The 15,188-nt window shown below is 71.7% G+C and carries 14 protein-coding genes; 9 read left to right on the top strand and 5 right to left on the bottom strand.

Features of this window, described 5'->3' with window-relative positions; all coding sequences use genetic code 11:
* Window positions 1–10 precede the first annotated feature (10 nt).
* The gene (locus J7E96_RS17915; RefSeq protein WP_215132628.1) at window positions 11–556 is read left to right on the top strand and encodes a transglycosylase family protein; all 546 of its coding nucleotides are present in this window, start codon (window positions 11–13) and stop codon (window positions 554–556) included.
* On the opposite strand, the gene J7E96_RS17910 is transcribed toward J7E96_RS17915, so the two are convergent.
* From J7E96_RS17910 to J7E96_RS17900, 3 genes are read right to left on the bottom strand one after another with little or no spacing between them, the layout of a single operon-like run.
* Window positions 522–1,235, bottom strand: coding sequence for an ATP-binding cassette domain-containing protein (locus tag J7E96_RS17910; protein ID WP_215132627.1), 714 nt, complete (start codon window positions 1,233–1,235; stop codon window positions 522–524). The genes J7E96_RS17915 and J7E96_RS17910 overlap by 35 nt on opposite strands.
* Entirely contained in the window at window positions 1,232–3,769 is a 2,538-nt protein-coding gene (locus J7E96_RS17905; RefSeq protein WP_215132626.1) for an ATP-binding cassette domain-containing protein, read from the bottom strand. Before J7E96_RS17905 ends, J7E96_RS17910 begins: the two co-directional genes overlap by 4 nt.
* Window positions 3,770–3,773: 4 nt before the next feature.
* Window positions 3,774–4,220, bottom strand: coding sequence for a hypothetical protein (locus J7E96_RS17900; RefSeq protein WP_215132625.1), 447 nt, complete (start codon window positions 4,218–4,220; stop codon window positions 3,774–3,776).
* Window positions 4,221–4,354: 134 nt separating this feature from the next.
* On the opposite strand from J7E96_RS17900, the gene J7E96_RS17895 reads away from it, so the two are divergent.
* The 6 genes from J7E96_RS17895 (at window position 4,355) to J7E96_RS17870 (ending at window position 10,047) form a co-directional block, all read left to right on the top strand.
* The gene (locus J7E96_RS17895; protein ID WP_251070030.1) at window positions 4,355–4,876 is read left to right on the top strand and encodes a hypothetical protein; all 522 of its coding nucleotides are present in this window, start codon (window positions 4,355–4,357) and stop codon (window positions 4,874–4,876) included.
* Window positions 4,851–6,152 carry an ABC transporter substrate-binding protein gene (locus J7E96_RS17890; RefSeq protein ID WP_215132623.1) on the top strand — a complete coding sequence of 434 codons (1,302 nt, stop codon included), beginning with the start codon at window positions 4,851–4,853 and terminating at the stop codon, window positions 6,150–6,152. Before J7E96_RS17895 ends, J7E96_RS17890 begins: the two co-directional genes overlap by 26 nt.
* Window positions 6,153–6,319: 167 nt before the next feature.
* Entirely contained in the window at window positions 6,320–7,603 is a 1,284-nt protein-coding gene (locus tag J7E96_RS17885) for a glycosyltransferase family 4 protein (RefSeq protein WP_215132622.1), read from the top strand.
* Window positions 7,600–8,451, top strand: a complete 852-nt coding sequence (locus J7E96_RS17880) for a hypothetical protein (RefSeq protein ID WP_215132621.1) — start codon at window positions 7,600–7,602, stop codon at window positions 8,449–8,451. Before J7E96_RS17885 ends, J7E96_RS17880 begins: the two co-directional genes overlap by 4 nt.
* Before the next feature lie 63 nt (window positions 8,452–8,514).
* Window positions 8,515–9,489 carry a YafY family protein gene (locus tag J7E96_RS17875; protein WP_215132620.1) on the top strand — a complete coding sequence of 325 codons (975 nt, stop codon included), beginning with the start codon at window positions 8,515–8,517 and terminating at the stop codon, window positions 9,487–9,489.
* A gap of 342 nt (window positions 9,490–9,831) precedes the next feature.
* Window positions 9,832–10,047, top strand: a complete 216-nt coding sequence (locus J7E96_RS17870) for an I78 family peptidase inhibitor (RefSeq protein WP_215132619.1) — start codon at window positions 9,832–9,834, stop codon at window positions 10,045–10,047.
* A gap of 100 nt (window positions 10,048–10,147) precedes the next feature.
* On the opposite strand, the gene J7E96_RS17865 is transcribed toward J7E96_RS17870, so the two are convergent.
* Window positions 10,148–11,200, bottom strand: a complete 1,053-nt coding sequence (locus J7E96_RS17865; protein WP_215132618.1) for a phosphatase PAP2 family protein — start codon at window positions 11,198–11,200, stop codon at window positions 10,148–10,150.
* A 443-nt stretch (window positions 11,201–11,643) separates the two neighbouring features.
* Between J7E96_RS17865 and J7E96_RS17860 the strand changes: the two genes are divergently transcribed.
* Both J7E96_RS17860 and J7E96_RS17855 read left to right on the top strand, forming a co-directional pair.
* Complete coding sequence (locus tag J7E96_RS17860; protein ID WP_215132617.1) at window positions 11,644–13,320, top strand: MFS transporter; 1,677 nt, start codon at window positions 11,644–11,646, stop codon at window positions 13,318–13,320.
* 97 nt (window positions 13,321–13,417) lie between these two features.
* Window positions 13,418–14,608 carry an acyl-CoA dehydrogenase family protein gene (locus J7E96_RS17855; RefSeq protein ID WP_215132616.1) on the top strand — a complete coding sequence of 397 codons (1,191 nt, stop codon included), beginning with the start codon at window positions 13,418–13,420 and terminating at the stop codon, window positions 14,606–14,608.
* A 46-nt stretch (window positions 14,609–14,654) separates the two neighbouring features.
* Here J7E96_RS17855 and J7E96_RS17850 read toward each other — a convergent pair whose 3' ends face one another.
* Window positions 14,655–15,095 carry a cell division protein SepF gene (locus J7E96_RS17850; RefSeq protein ID WP_215132615.1) on the bottom strand — a complete coding sequence of 147 codons (441 nt, stop codon included), beginning with the start codon at window positions 15,093–15,095 and terminating at the stop codon, window positions 14,655–14,657.
* Window positions 15,096–15,188: the final 93 nt, after the last annotated feature.

Genomic DNA, 15,188 nt, shown 5'->3' with positions numbered 1-15,188 from the left:
GCGTGGCGCGATGCCCACGCTGCCGCGATCCCGTCGGTCCCGTTACGTGCCGGTCGCCCTGCTCGCCGTACTGCTGGCTCTGTGTCCGGCGGGCGCGCGGGCCACGCCACCGCCGCCGGCCGGTGCTTGCGCGGCCACCGAGTGGCCCTGGAACTGCCTCGCCGAGTGCGAGAGCAGCGGCGACTGGCACATCAACACCGGCAACGGCTACTACGGCGGACTGCAGTTCTGGCAGGCGACGTGGGCGGAGCACGGCGGGCTCGCGTACGCCCCGCGCGCCGACCTCGCCACCCGGGCGCAGCAGATCAAGGTCGCGGAGAGGGTGCTCGCCACCCAGGGATGGAAGGCGTGGCCCGTCTGCTCCAAGCGCTACAAGCTCTTCGGCCGGGTCCACTTCGTGAAATCCGGGGACACGCTCGCCTCGATCGCCCGCCGCTATCGCGTCAAGGGCGGCTGGAAGGCGCTCCACCGGGCCAACGCGTTGGTGATCGGCCGCGACCCGGACCGGATCCGCACCGGCGTCATGCTGGTCCTTCCGGCTGCGAAGAAGGGGTAGGGCCGTGGTGCAGTTCTGATGCCTCTCCGCTGAAGACCACCGCGCCGCGGCGCAGTTCATGCACGAAGACGGGGCCTGTCGTCGTCCGGCTCAGCAGGGCGGGCGGCATTCTCTGTTCCGCCGTCACGACTGTGGTGGCCGGTGCCAGTGCGGCGAGCAGTTCGTACGTACGGGCCGCCACGGGCCGGGACATGCCCTGGGTGGGTTCGTCGAGGAGCACCACGCGGGCGCGGGACAGGAAGGCGCGGGAGACCGCCAGCATGCGCTGCTCGCCGCCGGAGAGGGTGCCCGCGCGGTGGGGGAGCAGGGCGCGCAGGGCCGGGTAGGCGGTGAGGGCCGGTGCGATGTCCCCTTCGGGTGAAGGGAGCGCCAGTTCCAGGTTCTCCGCGACGGTGAGGGACGCGTACACGGCGTGCCTGTCCGGTACGAAGCACAGGCCGTGGCGGGCGCGGTCGTGGGGGCGCAGGCGGGTGATGTCCCTGCCGTACCAGAGGACCTGGCCCGAGGCCAGGGGCACGGTTCCGGCGAGGGCGCGCAGGACGGTCGTACGGCCGGAGCCGTTGCGGCCGAGGAGGACGGTCGGGGAGCCGCCCGCCGGTACGGGGAGGTCCACTCCGTGGAGGGCCTCCAGGGGGCCGTAGCGGACGCGGGCGCGGCGCAGTTCCATGGCGTTGGTCATGGGGCCGCTGCCTCGATGCGTCCGGCCGTCATGGTGTGCACGGTGTGGGCGATGTCCGCGACCAGGTCGAGGTCGTGCTCGACGACGAGCACGGCCATGCCGTCGGCCGCGAGCGCGGCCATGATCCGGGCCAGTCGCTGTGCCTCTGCCGTGTCGAGCCCGGCGGCGGGCTCGTCGAGCAGGAGGGTGTGCGGGCGGCCCGCGAGCGCCCTGCCCAGCTCTACGCGGCGCAGGGTTCCGGTGGGGAGGGCGGCTGCGGGGTGGTGGCGGACGGGGCCCGCGAGGTCCAGGAGGCGCAGTACGGACTCCAGGGCGGTGGGGTCGGTCCGTACGTGGCCCTGTTCGGCGCCGAGCGCGATGTTCTCCTCGACGGTGAGGGAGGGGAAGACGGCGAGGTCCTGCAAGGTACGGGCGATGCCGAGGCGGGTGCGGGTGTGCGGGGGTGTGTGGGTGATGTCCGCGCCGTTCAGCTCCACGCGGCCGGAGTCCGGGCGGAGGGTGCCGGCCAGGCAGTGGAAGAGGGTGCTCTTGCCGGCTCCGTTGGGGCCGATCAGTGCGGTCACCCTGCCGGGTTCGATGGTGATGTCTACGCCGTCCAGGGCGGTGTACGCGCCGTAGGTGAGGCGTAGGGCGTGGGCGGTGAGGGGTGCGGCCGCTCTGGTGCCGCTGCGCGGGACTTTCCCCGACCCGCCCCTTCCCGAACTGGGGCTCCGCCCCAGACCCCGCTCCTCAAACGCCGGAGGGGCTGGAAGGTGGCGCGTTGCGGGAAGCCTTGCCGCCGGCGGATAGCGGCCCAGCAGTACCGCCAGTACGCCGATCACCGCCGCCGCCGCGCCGCCCCGCGCCCCCGCGTCCAGGCCCACCAGCAGCGCCGCCGCCGCGCACGCGCCCAGGAGGTTGTCGGCGCCCAGGACCACTACCGCCGCGAACCACAGCAGTGCGCGCACCGGGTCGTACGCCGCCGGGTCGAACGCGCGCAGGCCCATCCCCAGCATGCCGCCGCCCAGCGCGGCCAGCGCCGCGCCCGTGACGAAGGTGAGGAGCTTCAGGGTGGGGACGGGAACGCCCGCCGCCGAGGCGCCCGTCTCGTGGTCGCGCATCGCCGCCAGCGCGCGGCCCGCGCGGCCCCGGCGCAGCGCGGCCACGGCCAGCAGGGCGGTGGCCAGCAGGGCCAGTTCCAGGGCGTAGTACACGCGGTCGGAATGGAAGCCGGCCGGGCGGGCCAGGCCGAGGCCGGACGTCGCGTACGGCTGCGCGAAGACGAAGCGGCTCACCGCGACGCCGAACGCCAGTGTGGTCAGGGCCAGTGCGAGGCCCCGGCGGCCGATCGCAGGCCAGCCGAGGAGTACGCCCAGCGGGGCCACCAGCACCACCGCCACGGCCAGGGCCGGGAGTTCCGGCATGGCGGGCAGGCCGGGGAAGCGGCCCGCCGCCAGGAGGGCGGTGAAGAGGGCGCCGAGGCCCGCGTACGCCGCCTGGCCCAGCGAGATCTGGCCGCCCCGGCCCGTCACGACCACCAGCGAGAGGAGGATCACCGCCAGTGCGGGGACCTGGATGGACGTGTGGAGATCCGAGCCCGCGAAGCCGAGAGGGAGGAGGAAGAGGACCCCCGCCACCAGCCACGCGACCGGCGGTGCGGCCGGCAGGACGGGCACCGGAGGGCGGGGGAGCGCGTCGCGGGCGTCCGTGGTGGGCACCGCCAGGGCCGCGATCAGCAGGGCCACCACGAAGAGGTTCGCGCCGATCGCCTGGACGAGCGGCTCGGCCCAGGCGGCCGGCGGGTGCACCCGCGTCAGTTGCGCCTGCGCGACACCGATCGCCAGTGCCGCGCCCACCGCGACGGGCAGGCTCCGCATGCGCGCCACCACCGCCACCGCGATCACTTCGACGACGAGCAGGGGGAGACCGTACGGGTCCAGGCGTACGTACGGGGCCAGGAGTACGCCCGTCAGGCCCGCCGTGAACGAGCCGAACGCCCAGCCCGCCGCCGCGACCCGGTCCGTGTTCGTCCCGCCCAGCGCGGCCAGCGGACGGTTGTCGACGACCGCCCGCAGCTCGCGCCCGAAGCGCGTCCACCGGGTCACCGCGTCCACCAGGGCCGCCAGTACCACTACCGTCGCCAGCTGCGCCCAGGGATCGCCGGCCAGCAGCACGGGCGCGTCCGCGCGGGCTCCGGTGCCCCACACCAGCGCCGCGCCCCCGACGAGCAGGACGAACACGCCGATGGACGCGACCAGGGTCTGCGCCGGACCGCTGCCGAGGACCGCCAGGGGCCGGAACACCGCCCGGTCGAGGAGCAGTCCGAGGCCGGGTGCCACGACCACCAGCGTCACGGCGGCCGCCAGGGGCAGCGGCCAGTGCCATTCCACCGCCAGTTGGCGCAGCACGTACGCGCACACCATGGCGATCGCGCCGTGCGCCAGGTTCAGTACGCCGGTCGCCCGGTAGGTGACGATCAGTCCGATGCCGGTGAGCGCCGCCGCGCTGCCGGCGGCGAGCCCCGCCAGCGTGAGGTCGTACGTGAGAGACGACACGGTGTCAGGCCTCGGCGGCGGGGGGTTCGGGGGCAGGGGGTTCGCAGACGGGGCAGGGGTTCAGGCCGGACGGGTCTTCCGGTGGCGCGGCGTCCGGTTTGCCGGTGACGAGCGGGCAGTCGGGCCGGTGGAGGAGTGTCCCGCCGGGAACTCGGAGCAGCGGGCCCTCGGCGGACGGGGACGGCGGCGTGGACACTTCCACCGGCTCCGCCCCGCCGGTGTCCTCCTCCGTGGGCGCCGGCTCCCGGTCGCCGCGTGCGAGGAGCACCGCGCCGGCGACGATCAGCGCCGCGCCGGGCACCGTGCAGGAGGCGATGTACGGGAGCTGCCGTTCGGCGAAGCGCTCGCCGGAGATCGCGTACCAGCCGATCACGCAGAGCACCGCACCGCAGACCAGGGCCGTCAGGCCGGCCCACAGCAGTGGCCTGTCGCGCGGTCGCGTCCTTGGCACGGGGACCCCCTCGAGGACTTCACGGGTCGGTACGAGCCTGTCCTTGGCGGCGGATACGTTGCACTATGCCCTGAAGCGACAGACCCTGGAAGCATCGGGCGAACGGCCCGGTCGGACACCCGGTGGTGAGCCAGATGGTCCTCGGCAGACACCCTCGTACTGCGGCATGGGCGGCCGCCGCAGTGCTGATACTGGTACCGGCCGCCGCGGCCTGCGGTGACGACAACGGCGCGCCAGAGGCGCCGGCGCGTTCCCCGGCCACCAGCCCTCCGGTGACCCCGGACAAGAACCAGCCCAGCGACCTCACCGCGGCCAGGTCGGCGGTCGAGAAGAACTGGAGGACGTTCTTCGACCCCAAGGCGTCGACGGACGACAAGGTCAGGGTGCTCCAGAACGGCGAGCAGATGCGGCGCGTGCTGACGGCCTTCGCCAATGACCCGAACGCCGCCAGGTCCTCCGCGAAAGTCACCGACGTGAAGTTCACCTCCGCCACCGAGGCGGATGTGACGTACGACCTGCTCGTCGGCGGACAGCCGGCCGTGCCCAACAGCAAGGGCACCTCGGTCCTCCAGGACGACGTGTGGAAGGTCTCCGTCAAGACCCTGTGTGCGCTGGTCCAGCTCAGCGGCAATGCGCCGGCTGTGCCGGGCTGCTGAAAGCCTGCTGCTCGCGGCGTTCCTCCTGCTGAGCGCCGCCTGCGGCAGCCGGCTGCCCGAGAGTGACTTCGAGGGCCGCCGGAGCGCCCCGCCGCCCGCACGGGAGGCCGAGCCGGTACGTATCGGCATCATCAGCAGTGCCACCAGCCCGGTCGGCGGCTCGGCCTTCAGCGGGCCCGGGGAGGGCGCCCGGGCGTACTTCGACGCACTCAACGCGGACGGCGGCATCGACGGCCGCAAGGTCGAGGTGTTCACCTGCGACGACGGCGGCAGCGGCGTCGGCAACAACGACTGCGTGCACAAGCTCCTCGACGAGCGGAAGGTCTTCGCGCTGGTCGCGACGACCGCCCTGGAGTACGCGGGCGCGCCCCGGGTCGCCGCCGCGGGCGTCCCCGACATCGGTGGCCAGCCGATCGGTCCGGCGTACGACACCTACCCGCACCTGTACGGGATCTACGGCAGTGATGCCCCGCGCACCGGCGGGAAGCCGGGCTGGAACGGCACGCTCTACGGCGGCACCGAGGTCTACCGCTACTTCAAGCGCGAGCAGGGCGCGCGCACCGCCGCCGTGGTCGCCTACAACCAGGCCTCGTCGGCGGCGTACGCCCGGCTGATCATCAAGGGGCTGAAGGACGAGGGCTACCGGGTCGTCACCGAACAGGTGGACTTCGCGCTGCCCAACTTCCGGGCGGTGGCGGCGGACCTCAAGGACCAGGGGGTCGACCTGGTCTTCGACGCGATGGACACGCACGGCAACGCCCAGCTGTGCGAGGCGATGGACGCCGTGGGCGTGGAGGTCACCGCGAAGGTCACCAATGTGCAGAACTGGTCGTCCGCCGTTCCGCGGGACTTCAGGAACGCGCCACGCTGCCGCAACGCCCTGTGGGTCACCGGGGCCAGCCGCAACTACGAGGACGCAGGCCATCCGGCCGTACGGGAGTTCCGGGAGGCGATGGGGGAGAAGAACAAGGACCGGCCGCTGTCCCAGTGGCAGTTGGAGGGCTGGGCGGCCGCCATGTGGTTCGCGGACGCGGCGAAGTCGTGCGGGCGGCAGCTCACGCGCGCGTGCGTCGAGGCGTACCTGAACCGCGAAGAGCCGTACACCGCACGCGGACTGCTGCTTCCCGTGTCGTTCAGGCGACTGGCCGAGCCGCCCGAGACCAGGCGCACGTGCCTGTCGGTGGCGCGGTGGCGGGACGGGGCGGGGTGGGTGACGCAGGGCGGGGACATGAACGGCAACTGCTTCACCGTTCCGCAACTTCCCTACCGGCCCTGATGCGTAGAACGGCAGTTTGGTTGCTCCGCTCGCGCTATCGATGTCACAACCGTATTGGAACGATTCGATGCGAGCCGGGGTGATCGGTTTGCGACCAGTACAGTCCATTTCTGAAAGCAAGCGGACAGAGACCACGTCCGCGGAAGATCTGGGGGTCGCGTCGGCGTATGCACATCTCTTTCCTGCTCCACAACGCGTACGGCATCGGCGGCACGATCCGTACGACCTTCAACCTCGCCCAGGCGCTGGCCGAGCAGCACGACGTCGAGATCGTCTCGGCCTTCCGCCACCGTGACGAGCCCGCGATGGGCGCCCCCGCCGGGGTACGGCTGGACTATCTGGTCGACCTGCGCAAGAAGAGTCACGGATACGACGGCGACGACGAGCGGTTCACGCAGCCGGCAAAGGTGTTCCCGGTCGGCGACGGGCGCCACAAGCAGTACAGCCGGCTCACCGACGCCCGTATCGCCACGCACCTGAAGTCCACGGAGGCGGACGTCGTCGTCGGCACCCGCCCCGGACTCAACGTGCACATCACCCGGCAGACCAGGCGCGGCCCCGTGCGAGTCGGCCAGGAGCACCTCACCCTCGCCGGGCACGGCTACCGGCTGCGCCGCGAACTGAGCCACCGTTACGGCCTGCTCGATGCCATCACCACCGTCACCGAGGCCGACGCCCAGGACTACCGAACCCGGCTCAAGCTGCCCGGTGTACGCGTCGAGGCTGTGCCGAACAGCGTGCCCGCGCCCCTCATCGCGCCGGCCGACTCCAGCGCCAAATGGGTCGTCGCGGCCGGCCGGCTCACCAAGGTCAAGCGGTACGACCTGCTGATCGAGGCCTTCGCGAAGGTCGTCGCCGCCCGCCCCGACTGGCGGCTGCGCATATACGGCAGCGGCGACGCGAGCGGCAACGAGAAGAAGGCCCTGCACGCCCTCATCAGCGAACTCGGGCTGCACAACCACGTCTTCCTGATGGGACCGGCCAACCCCATCGAGCCCGAGTGGGTCAAGGGCTCGATAGCGGCGGTCACCTCCAGCCACGAGTCCTTCGGCATGACCATCGTCGAAGCGATGCGCTCGGGGCTGCCGGTGGTCTCCACGGACTGCCCGCACGGGCCGCGCGAGATCATCGATGAGGGATCCGACGGGCGGCTGGTACCGGTGGGGGACTCCGACGCGGTCGCCGACGCCCTCCTCGGGCTGATCAACGACGACGAGCTGCGGCGCGCCATGGGAGCGGCCGCGCTCGACAGCTCGGCCCGCTTCGATCCGGGGCACATCGCCGAGCGCCATGAGGCGCTGTTCACCGGACTCCTCTCGCGCGGCGCCAACAGCCGCTCGCGCAGCCGGGTCCAGAACGCGCTGTACCGCTCACGGGGAGCGGTCTTCGACGGGGCGTACTCCCTCCGCTACAAGGCCGCCTCCGTGCTCCGGAAAGGGCAGACCGCATGACCAGCACCTCGACCCGCACGGAGCCGCCCCGCGCCGACTGCATCGCGGACTCCGCGGGCGGCGTCACCTTCGACATCGTGGGTGACGCGTCGCCCGGCGCGGTGCTCGTACTGCGGCGGCGCGGCGGGAAGACGGCCGCGGACGTCATGCGGCTGCCGCTCACGCCCACCGGGCACGACCGCTCGCGTGCCGTGCTGCCGAGCACGGTCGAGCTGGCGGAGGGCCGTTGGGACGCGTTCACCGCCCACGGGGACGAGACCGGGGAACAGCGCATCGAGCCCGGCATCAGGGACCTGCGCTCGCTCGTCGACCGCGCCCCGGACCCCGGGCGCGCGCAGGTCGCCGTACGCATCCCCTATCCGACGGCCGACGGCAAGCTCGCGGTGCGCAGCTGGCTGCGCGCGCCGCACGCGGAGGCCGGGACCATCACGTTCGCGCAGGGGGCGATGACGCTGGAGGGGCGGCTGTACGGGGCCGGGACCGGGCTCGGTGGGGGCGCGGTCCTCGAGGCCAGGCTGCGCGGCGCGAAGAAGGACGTGCACCGGGTACCGGTGACCCTCCGGGAGGACGGCACGTTCACCTTCACGCTGGAGTACGAGCCGCTGGCCGAGGGGCGCGGCGACGAGCAGCGGCTGTGGGACCTGTGGCTGTGCCCGGCGGAGGCGGAGCCGGGGCAGGCGGCCGGGATACGGGTGGGGCGCATCCTGGACGACGTCTGGGACAAGAAGGGCGTCTTCCGCTATCCGGTGCGGCCGGTAGAGGGGCCGAGGGTGACCCGGCCGACGACGGCGTACCCGTACTTCACCGTCGACAACGACCTCAGCGTGCGGCTCGACACCCTTAAATAAATGAGGAGGGCCGCCAGGGCTTGAGGACCGTACCTGTCCTCAAGCCCTGGCAGACTCGCCCCCATGTTGGAGACCTCCGCACGTCTGCTGCGCCTGCTCTCGCTGCTCCAGGCCCACCGCGAATGGTCCGGGCCCGACCTGGCCCAGCGGCTCGGCGTCACCCCGCGCACCGTGCGCCGCGACGTCGACCGGCTGCGCGAACTCGGCTACCCCGTCAACGCCAGCCCCGGCACCGGCGGCGGCTACCAGCTCGGCGCGGGAGCCGAACTGCCGCCGCTGCTGCTCGACGACGAGGAGGCCGTCGCCGTCGCGGTCGGCCTGCGTACCGCCGCCGGACAGGGCATCGAGGGCATCGGCGAGACGTCCGTACGCGCGCTGGCCAAGCTCGAACAGGTGCTGCCGAACCGGCTGCGCCGCCGCGTCGGCACGCTCAACGCCTTCACCGTCCCCATGCTGCGCGGCCCCGAGGCGTCCACCGTCGACGCCTCGGTCCTGACCGAGCTGGCCAACGCCTGCCGGGACAGCGAGCGGCTGCGCTTCGAGTACCGCGACCACGGCGGCAGTTCCTCCCGACGGACCGTCGAGCCGCACCGCCTGGTGTGCACCGAGCGCCGCTGGTACCTCGTCGCCTGGGACCTGGACCGCTCCGACTGGCGTACGTTCCGGGCGGACCGGATCACCCCGACGCCCCCGCACGGCCCGCGCTTCGTCCCGCGCGATCCCCCGGCCGAGGACTTGGCGGCGTACGTCTCGAAGGGCGTCTCCACCGGGGCGTACGCCGCGACGGCTGTGGTCCGGCTGCTGGTGCCTCTGGAGGAGGCGCGGCGGGCGGTCTCGCCCAGTGCGGGCGTACTGGAAGCCGTCGACGAGCACAGCTGTCTGCTGCGCACCGGGGCGGCGAGCCTCGATGTGCTCGTCATTCACATCCTGCTGATGGGCTTCGACTTCGAGGTCGTCGAGCCGCCGGAGCTCACCGACGGGATCAGTTCGGCCCGTGATCTCCTCGCGCGTGCTCTGGACCGAGGGGCGCCGGCTTGACCTGGGTGGCCCGCAGGCAGGGGGCATACGCGGATTATGTGGGGGAACCGTGAATTCGACTACGGGGCGTCAGATTTCGTGGGGGCCGGGCGAGGTGAATTGCGGGCCGTCCCCGCGGGGAGCCGGGAATGAATTCGGAACCTGTTATTGCGTGATCATTCGAAGGTTGTTCAATTCAGGTCCCGGCGGCACGGAACTGTCCTTTCGGGTGAAGGCGTTCATGCCAAACGCCCGTCGTGATCCTGTGACACAAGTGTGACCGCTGAGGTATCTGGGGCGGTGACACTCAGCTCCGGCCCCCGGTACTTCCTTCCGCGTTCCGGGCGGCCTACGGTGAGTCTCATGGCATCCCTACCGACCCCTTCCGCACAGCCCGACGACGCTCCCGAGGCGTACGTCGGACTCGACGCCGCCGACGCGGAGCGGCTGGCCCGCGAGCGAGGCTGGAGCACCGTCAGGGCGCTTCCGCCGGGCTCGATCATCACCATGGAGTACCTGGAGGGCCGCCTCAACTTCGAGGTCAAGGACGGCACCGTCATCCGCTGCTGGAAGGGCTGACCGCACACGGCGAAGGCCCCGGCGGCTCCATGGGAGTTCACCGGGGCCTTCGCCTGCGGGGAGAGGCCTGTGCGTACCGTCCCCGCGGCCCAGCGGGCGGTCAGCCGCCGGCCACCGGCCGGGGCGATGTCCCGGGACGCGCCGCGCCCGTACGGTCGGCGTGCGGACCCCGGCGGCTGCCCGCCGGAGTGACCGACGCCCGCTCCGAGCGGACGCCCTTCGCCCCGGTGGTCAGCCGCTGCGTGAGGTGACCGGCCGTCCTGGTGCTGCCCGTGGAACGGCCGCCGCTGCCCGCGCCCACCGGCTCGCGGGCCGGCGTGTCGGCCTGGGCCGAGTACGGGGCGGTGGGGTGGCGCTGCGGGAAGAGGGCCGGGGACAGTCGGCCGCCGGCCGGCGCGGGCTGCGCGGCGCCGAGCTTGCGACGGGCACGCCAGGCCTCGCGCACCGCGAAGATCCAGGCTTCGGTGCGCCCGATCAGCGGCTCGAACCACGGCAGGCTCAGCAGGATCAGCAGGCCGGCGGCCCAGCCGAGGAGCACATCGCTCAGCCAGTGGGTGCCCAGGTAGACGGTGGTCGCGCCGACGCCCAGCGCGACGAGGGCCGAGAGCACCGAAAGCCAGCGCCTGGCCCGCGGGGTGGTGGCCAGGTAGGCCAGGATTCCCCACGTCACCACGGCGTTGGCGGTGTGACCGGAAGGAAATATATCGCCGCCCGCGAACATCTCGGCCGAGCCGATCTCCGTCGCGTAGTGCGGGCCGAGGCGGCCGAGGCCGAGCTTGACCGAGCCCACCGTCACGTTCAGCAGGAGGAGCGAGGCGCCCAGCGTCAGCAGGGGGCGCAGCGTGTGCTGCCGCCAGGAGCGCCAGCCGAGCCAGGCCGCCACCATGACGGAGGTGGGGCCGCGCTGCCCGAGCACCACGAAGTAGTCCAGGAAGGGATGGACTTCGGGCCACTGCTCGTACGGCCGGAACAGCATGACCTTCCAGTCGAGGGCCACCAGCCAGGACGTGATCAGCACAGCCCAGACGATGGCGATGTAGAACGCCAGCGTCGAACCGAAGAGGGCCGTACGGGTACGGCTCATCCCGGGGATCTCTATCTTGGGCGGCTCCGCTTCCCGGTCCAGCCGGGCAAAGAGTTGGTCGGTACGCACTGAATCGACGTTACAGCGAGTGAGTGACAAGCCCGGCCCATCCGGCATCTTTGTGATGACGATGTGATGTGGGGTGTGTCTCACCGAGTGGGTAATTCCCGGCCGTTCGGGAAAGCGGGGCGCCCTCATGCTCAATTAATTCGGAGGCCGCTCGTAAGAGTGAATGCGCGTCGATGAATTCCGTTCACCGGAACTCAGCATGGAATTTCCCGCTCCAACATGAGCCGCTCAAGATCGCCGACGGCTCCGCGGCCGATCCGCTCCGGACGTGGCGCACGCCACACCCGCCTCCCGCCCTGGTGAGAGGTGCACCACGCGACACGCGTGTGAACTCGCGTACTCTGACGGCTCACTCGCCCGTCGATGCCGGGCCCGCAGGGACGTAGGACAACGCCGTCCCGCCGGTCCGCCGAGCGCGAGGGATGTCACTGGGAGGGACGCACATGTCAGGGACGACCACGGCCGGAACACAGCGGTCGGCGGGCGCCCCCGGGCACCGGCCGCACGCAAAGACCGTGAAGACCGCGAGGATCGCCGGCAATCGCTGGGCCGTGCTGGTCGTCCTGTGCGTCAGCCTCCTGCTGGTCGCCCTCGACGCGACGGTCCTGCACATCGCCGTCCCGGCCGTCTCCGAGGACCTGCGTCCCGGCGCGATGGAACTGCTCTGGATCGTCGACGCCTACCCGCTGGTCTGCGCCTCGCTGCTGATCCTCTTCGGCACGCTCGGCGACCGCGTCGGGCGCCGCCGCATCCTGCTGCTCGGTTACGGACTCTTCGGCGCCGCGTCCGCGCTCGCCGCCTTCGCCGACAGCCCGCACGTCCTCATCGCGGCCCGCGCCCTGCTCGGCATCGGCGGCGCGATGATCATGCCCGCCACGCTGTCGATCCTCCGCCAGGTCTTCCCCGACCGGCGCGAGCGCGCCGTCGCCATCGGCATCTGGACCGCGGTCGCGGCCATAGGCGCCGCCACCGGCCCGGTACTTGGCGGCTTCCTCATCCAGCACTTCTGGTGGGGCTCGGTCTTCCTCATCAACATCCCGCTGATGGCACTGATACTGCCGGCCGGCCGCTGGCTGCTGCCCGAATCCCGGGGGAGCGGACAGGGCCCATGGGACGTGCTCGGCGCGCTCATGGCCGCGGCCGGCGTGCTCGGCGTCGTCCTCGGGGTGAAGCGGATCGGCAGCGGCGAGGGCATCGCCGACGCGAAGACGCTGCTGCCGCTGCTCGTCGGCTCGGCGCTGCTCGTTCTCTTCGTACGGCGGCAGAGGACGCGGACGCAGCCGCTCATCGACGTGACGATGTTCGCCAGGGCGGCCTTCTCCACCTCCGTCGGATGCATCGTCCTGGCGATGCTGGCGCTCGTCGGCCTGCAGCTGATCGCCGTCCAGTACCTCCAGCTGGTGCTCGAACTGGGCCCGCTGGAGACCGGACTGCGGCTGCTGCCGCTGACCTTCGCCGCGATGGCGGCCGGCGCCACCGGCTCGTACACCCTCCAGCGCCTCGGCCCGCGCGTCATGGTCTCCTCCGGCTTCGCGCTGACCGCCGCGGCCGTGCTCGTACTGACCCTGATGGGACAGCACGACCGGCCCGCGCTGCTGACCACCGGGTTCGTGCTGCTCGGCTTCGGGCTCCAGACCACGCTCTTCGGGGCGTACGAGTCGATGCTGAGCGAGGCCCCGGCCGAGCACGCGGGCGGCGCCGCCGCCATCGGCGAGACGTCCTACCAGCTCGGCGCCGGCATGGGCATCGCCCTGCTCGGCAGCGTCATGAACGCCGCCTACGCGCCCGGCGTCGCCTCGGTCCCCGGGGTCTCCTCGGCGGAGAGCGCGGGCGCGGCGAACTCGCTCGGCGAGGCGTACACGATCGCGGACCGGATCGGCGGACCCGCCGGTGACGCGCTGCGCTCCACCGCGCGGCACGCCTTCGTCCACGGCCTCCATGTGACGCTCTTCGTCAGCGCGGGCCTGCTGCTGCTCGGCGCGCTGGCCGCGCTGAGACTGCCGCGGCTGATGGACTGCGGTGCGCGGGAAGAGAAGAAGCAGGAGCCTTCGCCGCAGGTGAAGGTCCCGGCGCGTCGGGAGCCCGCTGAGCGGGCCGGGTCTGGACGGGTCGCGCGCTGAGCCGTAACGTCGGCCGTGAGCAGTAACTACCACTGCTAGTTTTACGCATCACGTGACGCAGCACACCGTGAGCCGAGCAGCCGCCGGAGGGCCAGGAATGTCCGCAAATTCGAAGCTTCCGCCGTTCGACCCCAGCGACCCGATCGGCATCGACGATCTGCTGGCGCCCGAGGACCTCGCGATCCGCGAGACCGTACGGACCTGGGCCGCCGACCGCGTCATGCCGTACATCGCCGACTGGTACGAGCGCGGGGAACTGCCCAACATCCGCGAACTGGCCCGCGAGCTCGGCTCGATCGGCGCGCTCGGCATGTCCCTGGAGGGCTACGGCTGCGCGGGCGCGTCCGCCGTCCAGTACGGTCTGGCCTGCCTGGAGCTGGAGGCCGCCGACTCCGGCATCCGCTCCCTGGTCTCCGTACAGGGCTCGCTCGCCATGTACGCCATCCACCGCTTCGGCTCCGAGGAGCAGAAGCAGCGCTGGCTGCCCGGCATGGCCGCCGGCGCGATCATCGGCTGCTTCGGCCTGACCGAGCCCGACCACGGCTCCGACCCGGCCGGGATGCGGACGTACGCCAAGAAGGACGGCACCGACTGGGTGCTGACGGGCCGCAAGATGTGGATCACGAATGGGTCCGTGGCGGGTGTCGCCGTCGTGTGGGCGCAGACGGACGACGGGATTCGCGGCTTCGTCGTGCCGACCGACGCCCCCGGCTTCTCGGCGCCCGAGATCAAGCACAAGTGGTCACTGCGCGCCTCCGTCACCAGCGAGCTGGTCATGGGCGAGGTGCGGCTGCCCGCCGACGCCGTACTGCCCGACGTCACGGGGCTCAAGGGGCCGCTGAGCTGTCTGAGTCACGCGCGGTACGGAATCGTGTGGGGCGCGATGGGCGCCGCCCGCGCCAGCTTCGAGGCGGCGGTCGACTACGCGAAGACCCGCGAGCAGTTCGGGAAGCCGATCGGCGGCTTCCAGCTCACCCAGGCCAAGCTCGCCGACATGGCGGTCGAACTCCACAAGGGCATCCTGCTGGCCCACCACCTGGGGCAGCGTATGGACGCGGGGCGGCTGCGGCCCGAGCAGGTCAGCTTCGGCAAGCTGAACAATGTGCGGGAGGCGATCGAGATCTGCCGTACGAGCAGGACGATCCTCGGCGCGAACGGCATCTCGCTGGAGTACCCCGTGATGCGGCACGCGACGAACCTCGAATCGGTGCTCACCTACGAGGGCACCGTCGAAATGCATCAGCTCGTGCTGGGCAAGGCGCTCACCGGCCTGGATGCCTTCCGGTAACCCCGGTAATGCCGGTAACTCCGGTAACGGTGAGCGGCCCTGCCCATCAGCTCTGGTTGAAGAAACCGTTCGTGTCGCGGCCCGCGGCCTCACCGCTGACGACCTCGGTGTCGGCGGGGCTCAGCAGGAACACCCGGTTCGCGACGCGCTCGATCGAACCGCGCAGGCCGAAGGTCAGGCCGGCTGCGAAGTCGACGATGCGCTTGGCGTCGGAGGGCTCCATGGACGTGAGGTTCATGATGACCGGGACACCGTCCCGGAAAAGCTCCCCGATGCCACGCGCGTCCCGGAAGCCGTCCGGGGTGACCGTGGCGATTCTGGGGGCCTTGTCGTCGGACGGCTCCGAGACCGCCTTGACCCGCGGGTCCGTGACCCAGGGCTCGGCGCTCTCGTTGTTTCCCTCGGCGTACTCGTCGTCGTAGTAGCGGTCGTCGTCGCTGTCCTCGACGAGCCCGAGCCAGGCACTGGCCTTGCGCACCGATCCCATGGGACGCCTCCTTTCACCGCGGTCGGTCTGTGTACCGCTCCCCCTATGGTCGTCCATCATGCGGATTACGCGCCAAGTGGATAGTCGCCGCGC

The organism is Streptomyces sp. ISL-96 (genome assembly GCF_018614035.1).
Taxonomy (GTDB): Bacteria; Actinomycetota; Actinomycetes; order Streptomycetales; family Streptomycetaceae; genus Streptomyces.
The sequence above is the reverse complement of the archived record's forward strand: the minus strand, read 5'-3'. Positions and strand labels throughout refer to the sequence as shown.

What these genes read in the sequence shown, in the direction of transcription:
- J7E96_RS17915 (WP_215132628.1), top strand. Translation starts at nt 11, where the DNA reads ATGCCCACGCTGCCGCGATCCCGTCGGTCCCGTTACGTGCCGGTCGCC.
- J7E96_RS17910 (WP_215132627.1), bottom strand. Translation starts at nt 1,235, where the DNA reads ATGACCAACGCCATGGAACTGCGCCGCGCCCGCGTCCGCTACGGCCCC.
- J7E96_RS17895 (WP_251070030.1), top strand. Translation starts at nt 4,355, where the DNA reads ATGGTCCTCGGCAGACACCCTCGTACTGCGGCATGGGCGGCCGCCGCA.
- J7E96_RS17890 (WP_215132623.1), top strand. Translation starts at nt 4,851, where the DNA reads ATGCGCCGGCTGTGCCGGGCTGCTGAAAGCCTGCTGCTCGCGGCGTTC.
- J7E96_RS17885 (WP_215132622.1), top strand. Translation starts at nt 6,320, where the DNA reads ATGCACATCTCTTTCCTGCTCCACAACGCGTACGGCATCGGCGGCACG.
- J7E96_RS17880 (WP_215132621.1), top strand. Translation starts at nt 7,600, where the DNA reads ATGACCAGCACCTCGACCCGCACGGAGCCGCCCCGCGCCGACTGCATC.
- J7E96_RS17875 (WP_215132620.1), top strand. Translation starts at nt 8,515, where the DNA reads ATGTTGGAGACCTCCGCACGTCTGCTGCGCCTGCTCTCGCTGCTCCAG.
- J7E96_RS17870 (WP_215132619.1), top strand. Translation starts at nt 9,832, where the DNA reads ATGGCATCCCTACCGACCCCTTCCGCACAGCCCGACGACGCTCCCGAG.
- J7E96_RS17860 (WP_215132617.1), top strand. Translation starts at nt 11,644, where the DNA reads ATGTCAGGGACGACCACGGCCGGAACACAGCGGTCGGCGGGCGCCCCC.
- J7E96_RS17855 (WP_215132616.1), top strand. Translation starts at nt 13,418, where the DNA reads ATGTCCGCAAATTCGAAGCTTCCGCCGTTCGACCCCAGCGACCCGATC.
- J7E96_RS17850 (WP_215132615.1), bottom strand. Translation starts at nt 15,095, where the DNA reads ATGGGATCGGTGCGCAAGGCCAGTGCCTGGCTCGGGCTCGTCGAGGAC.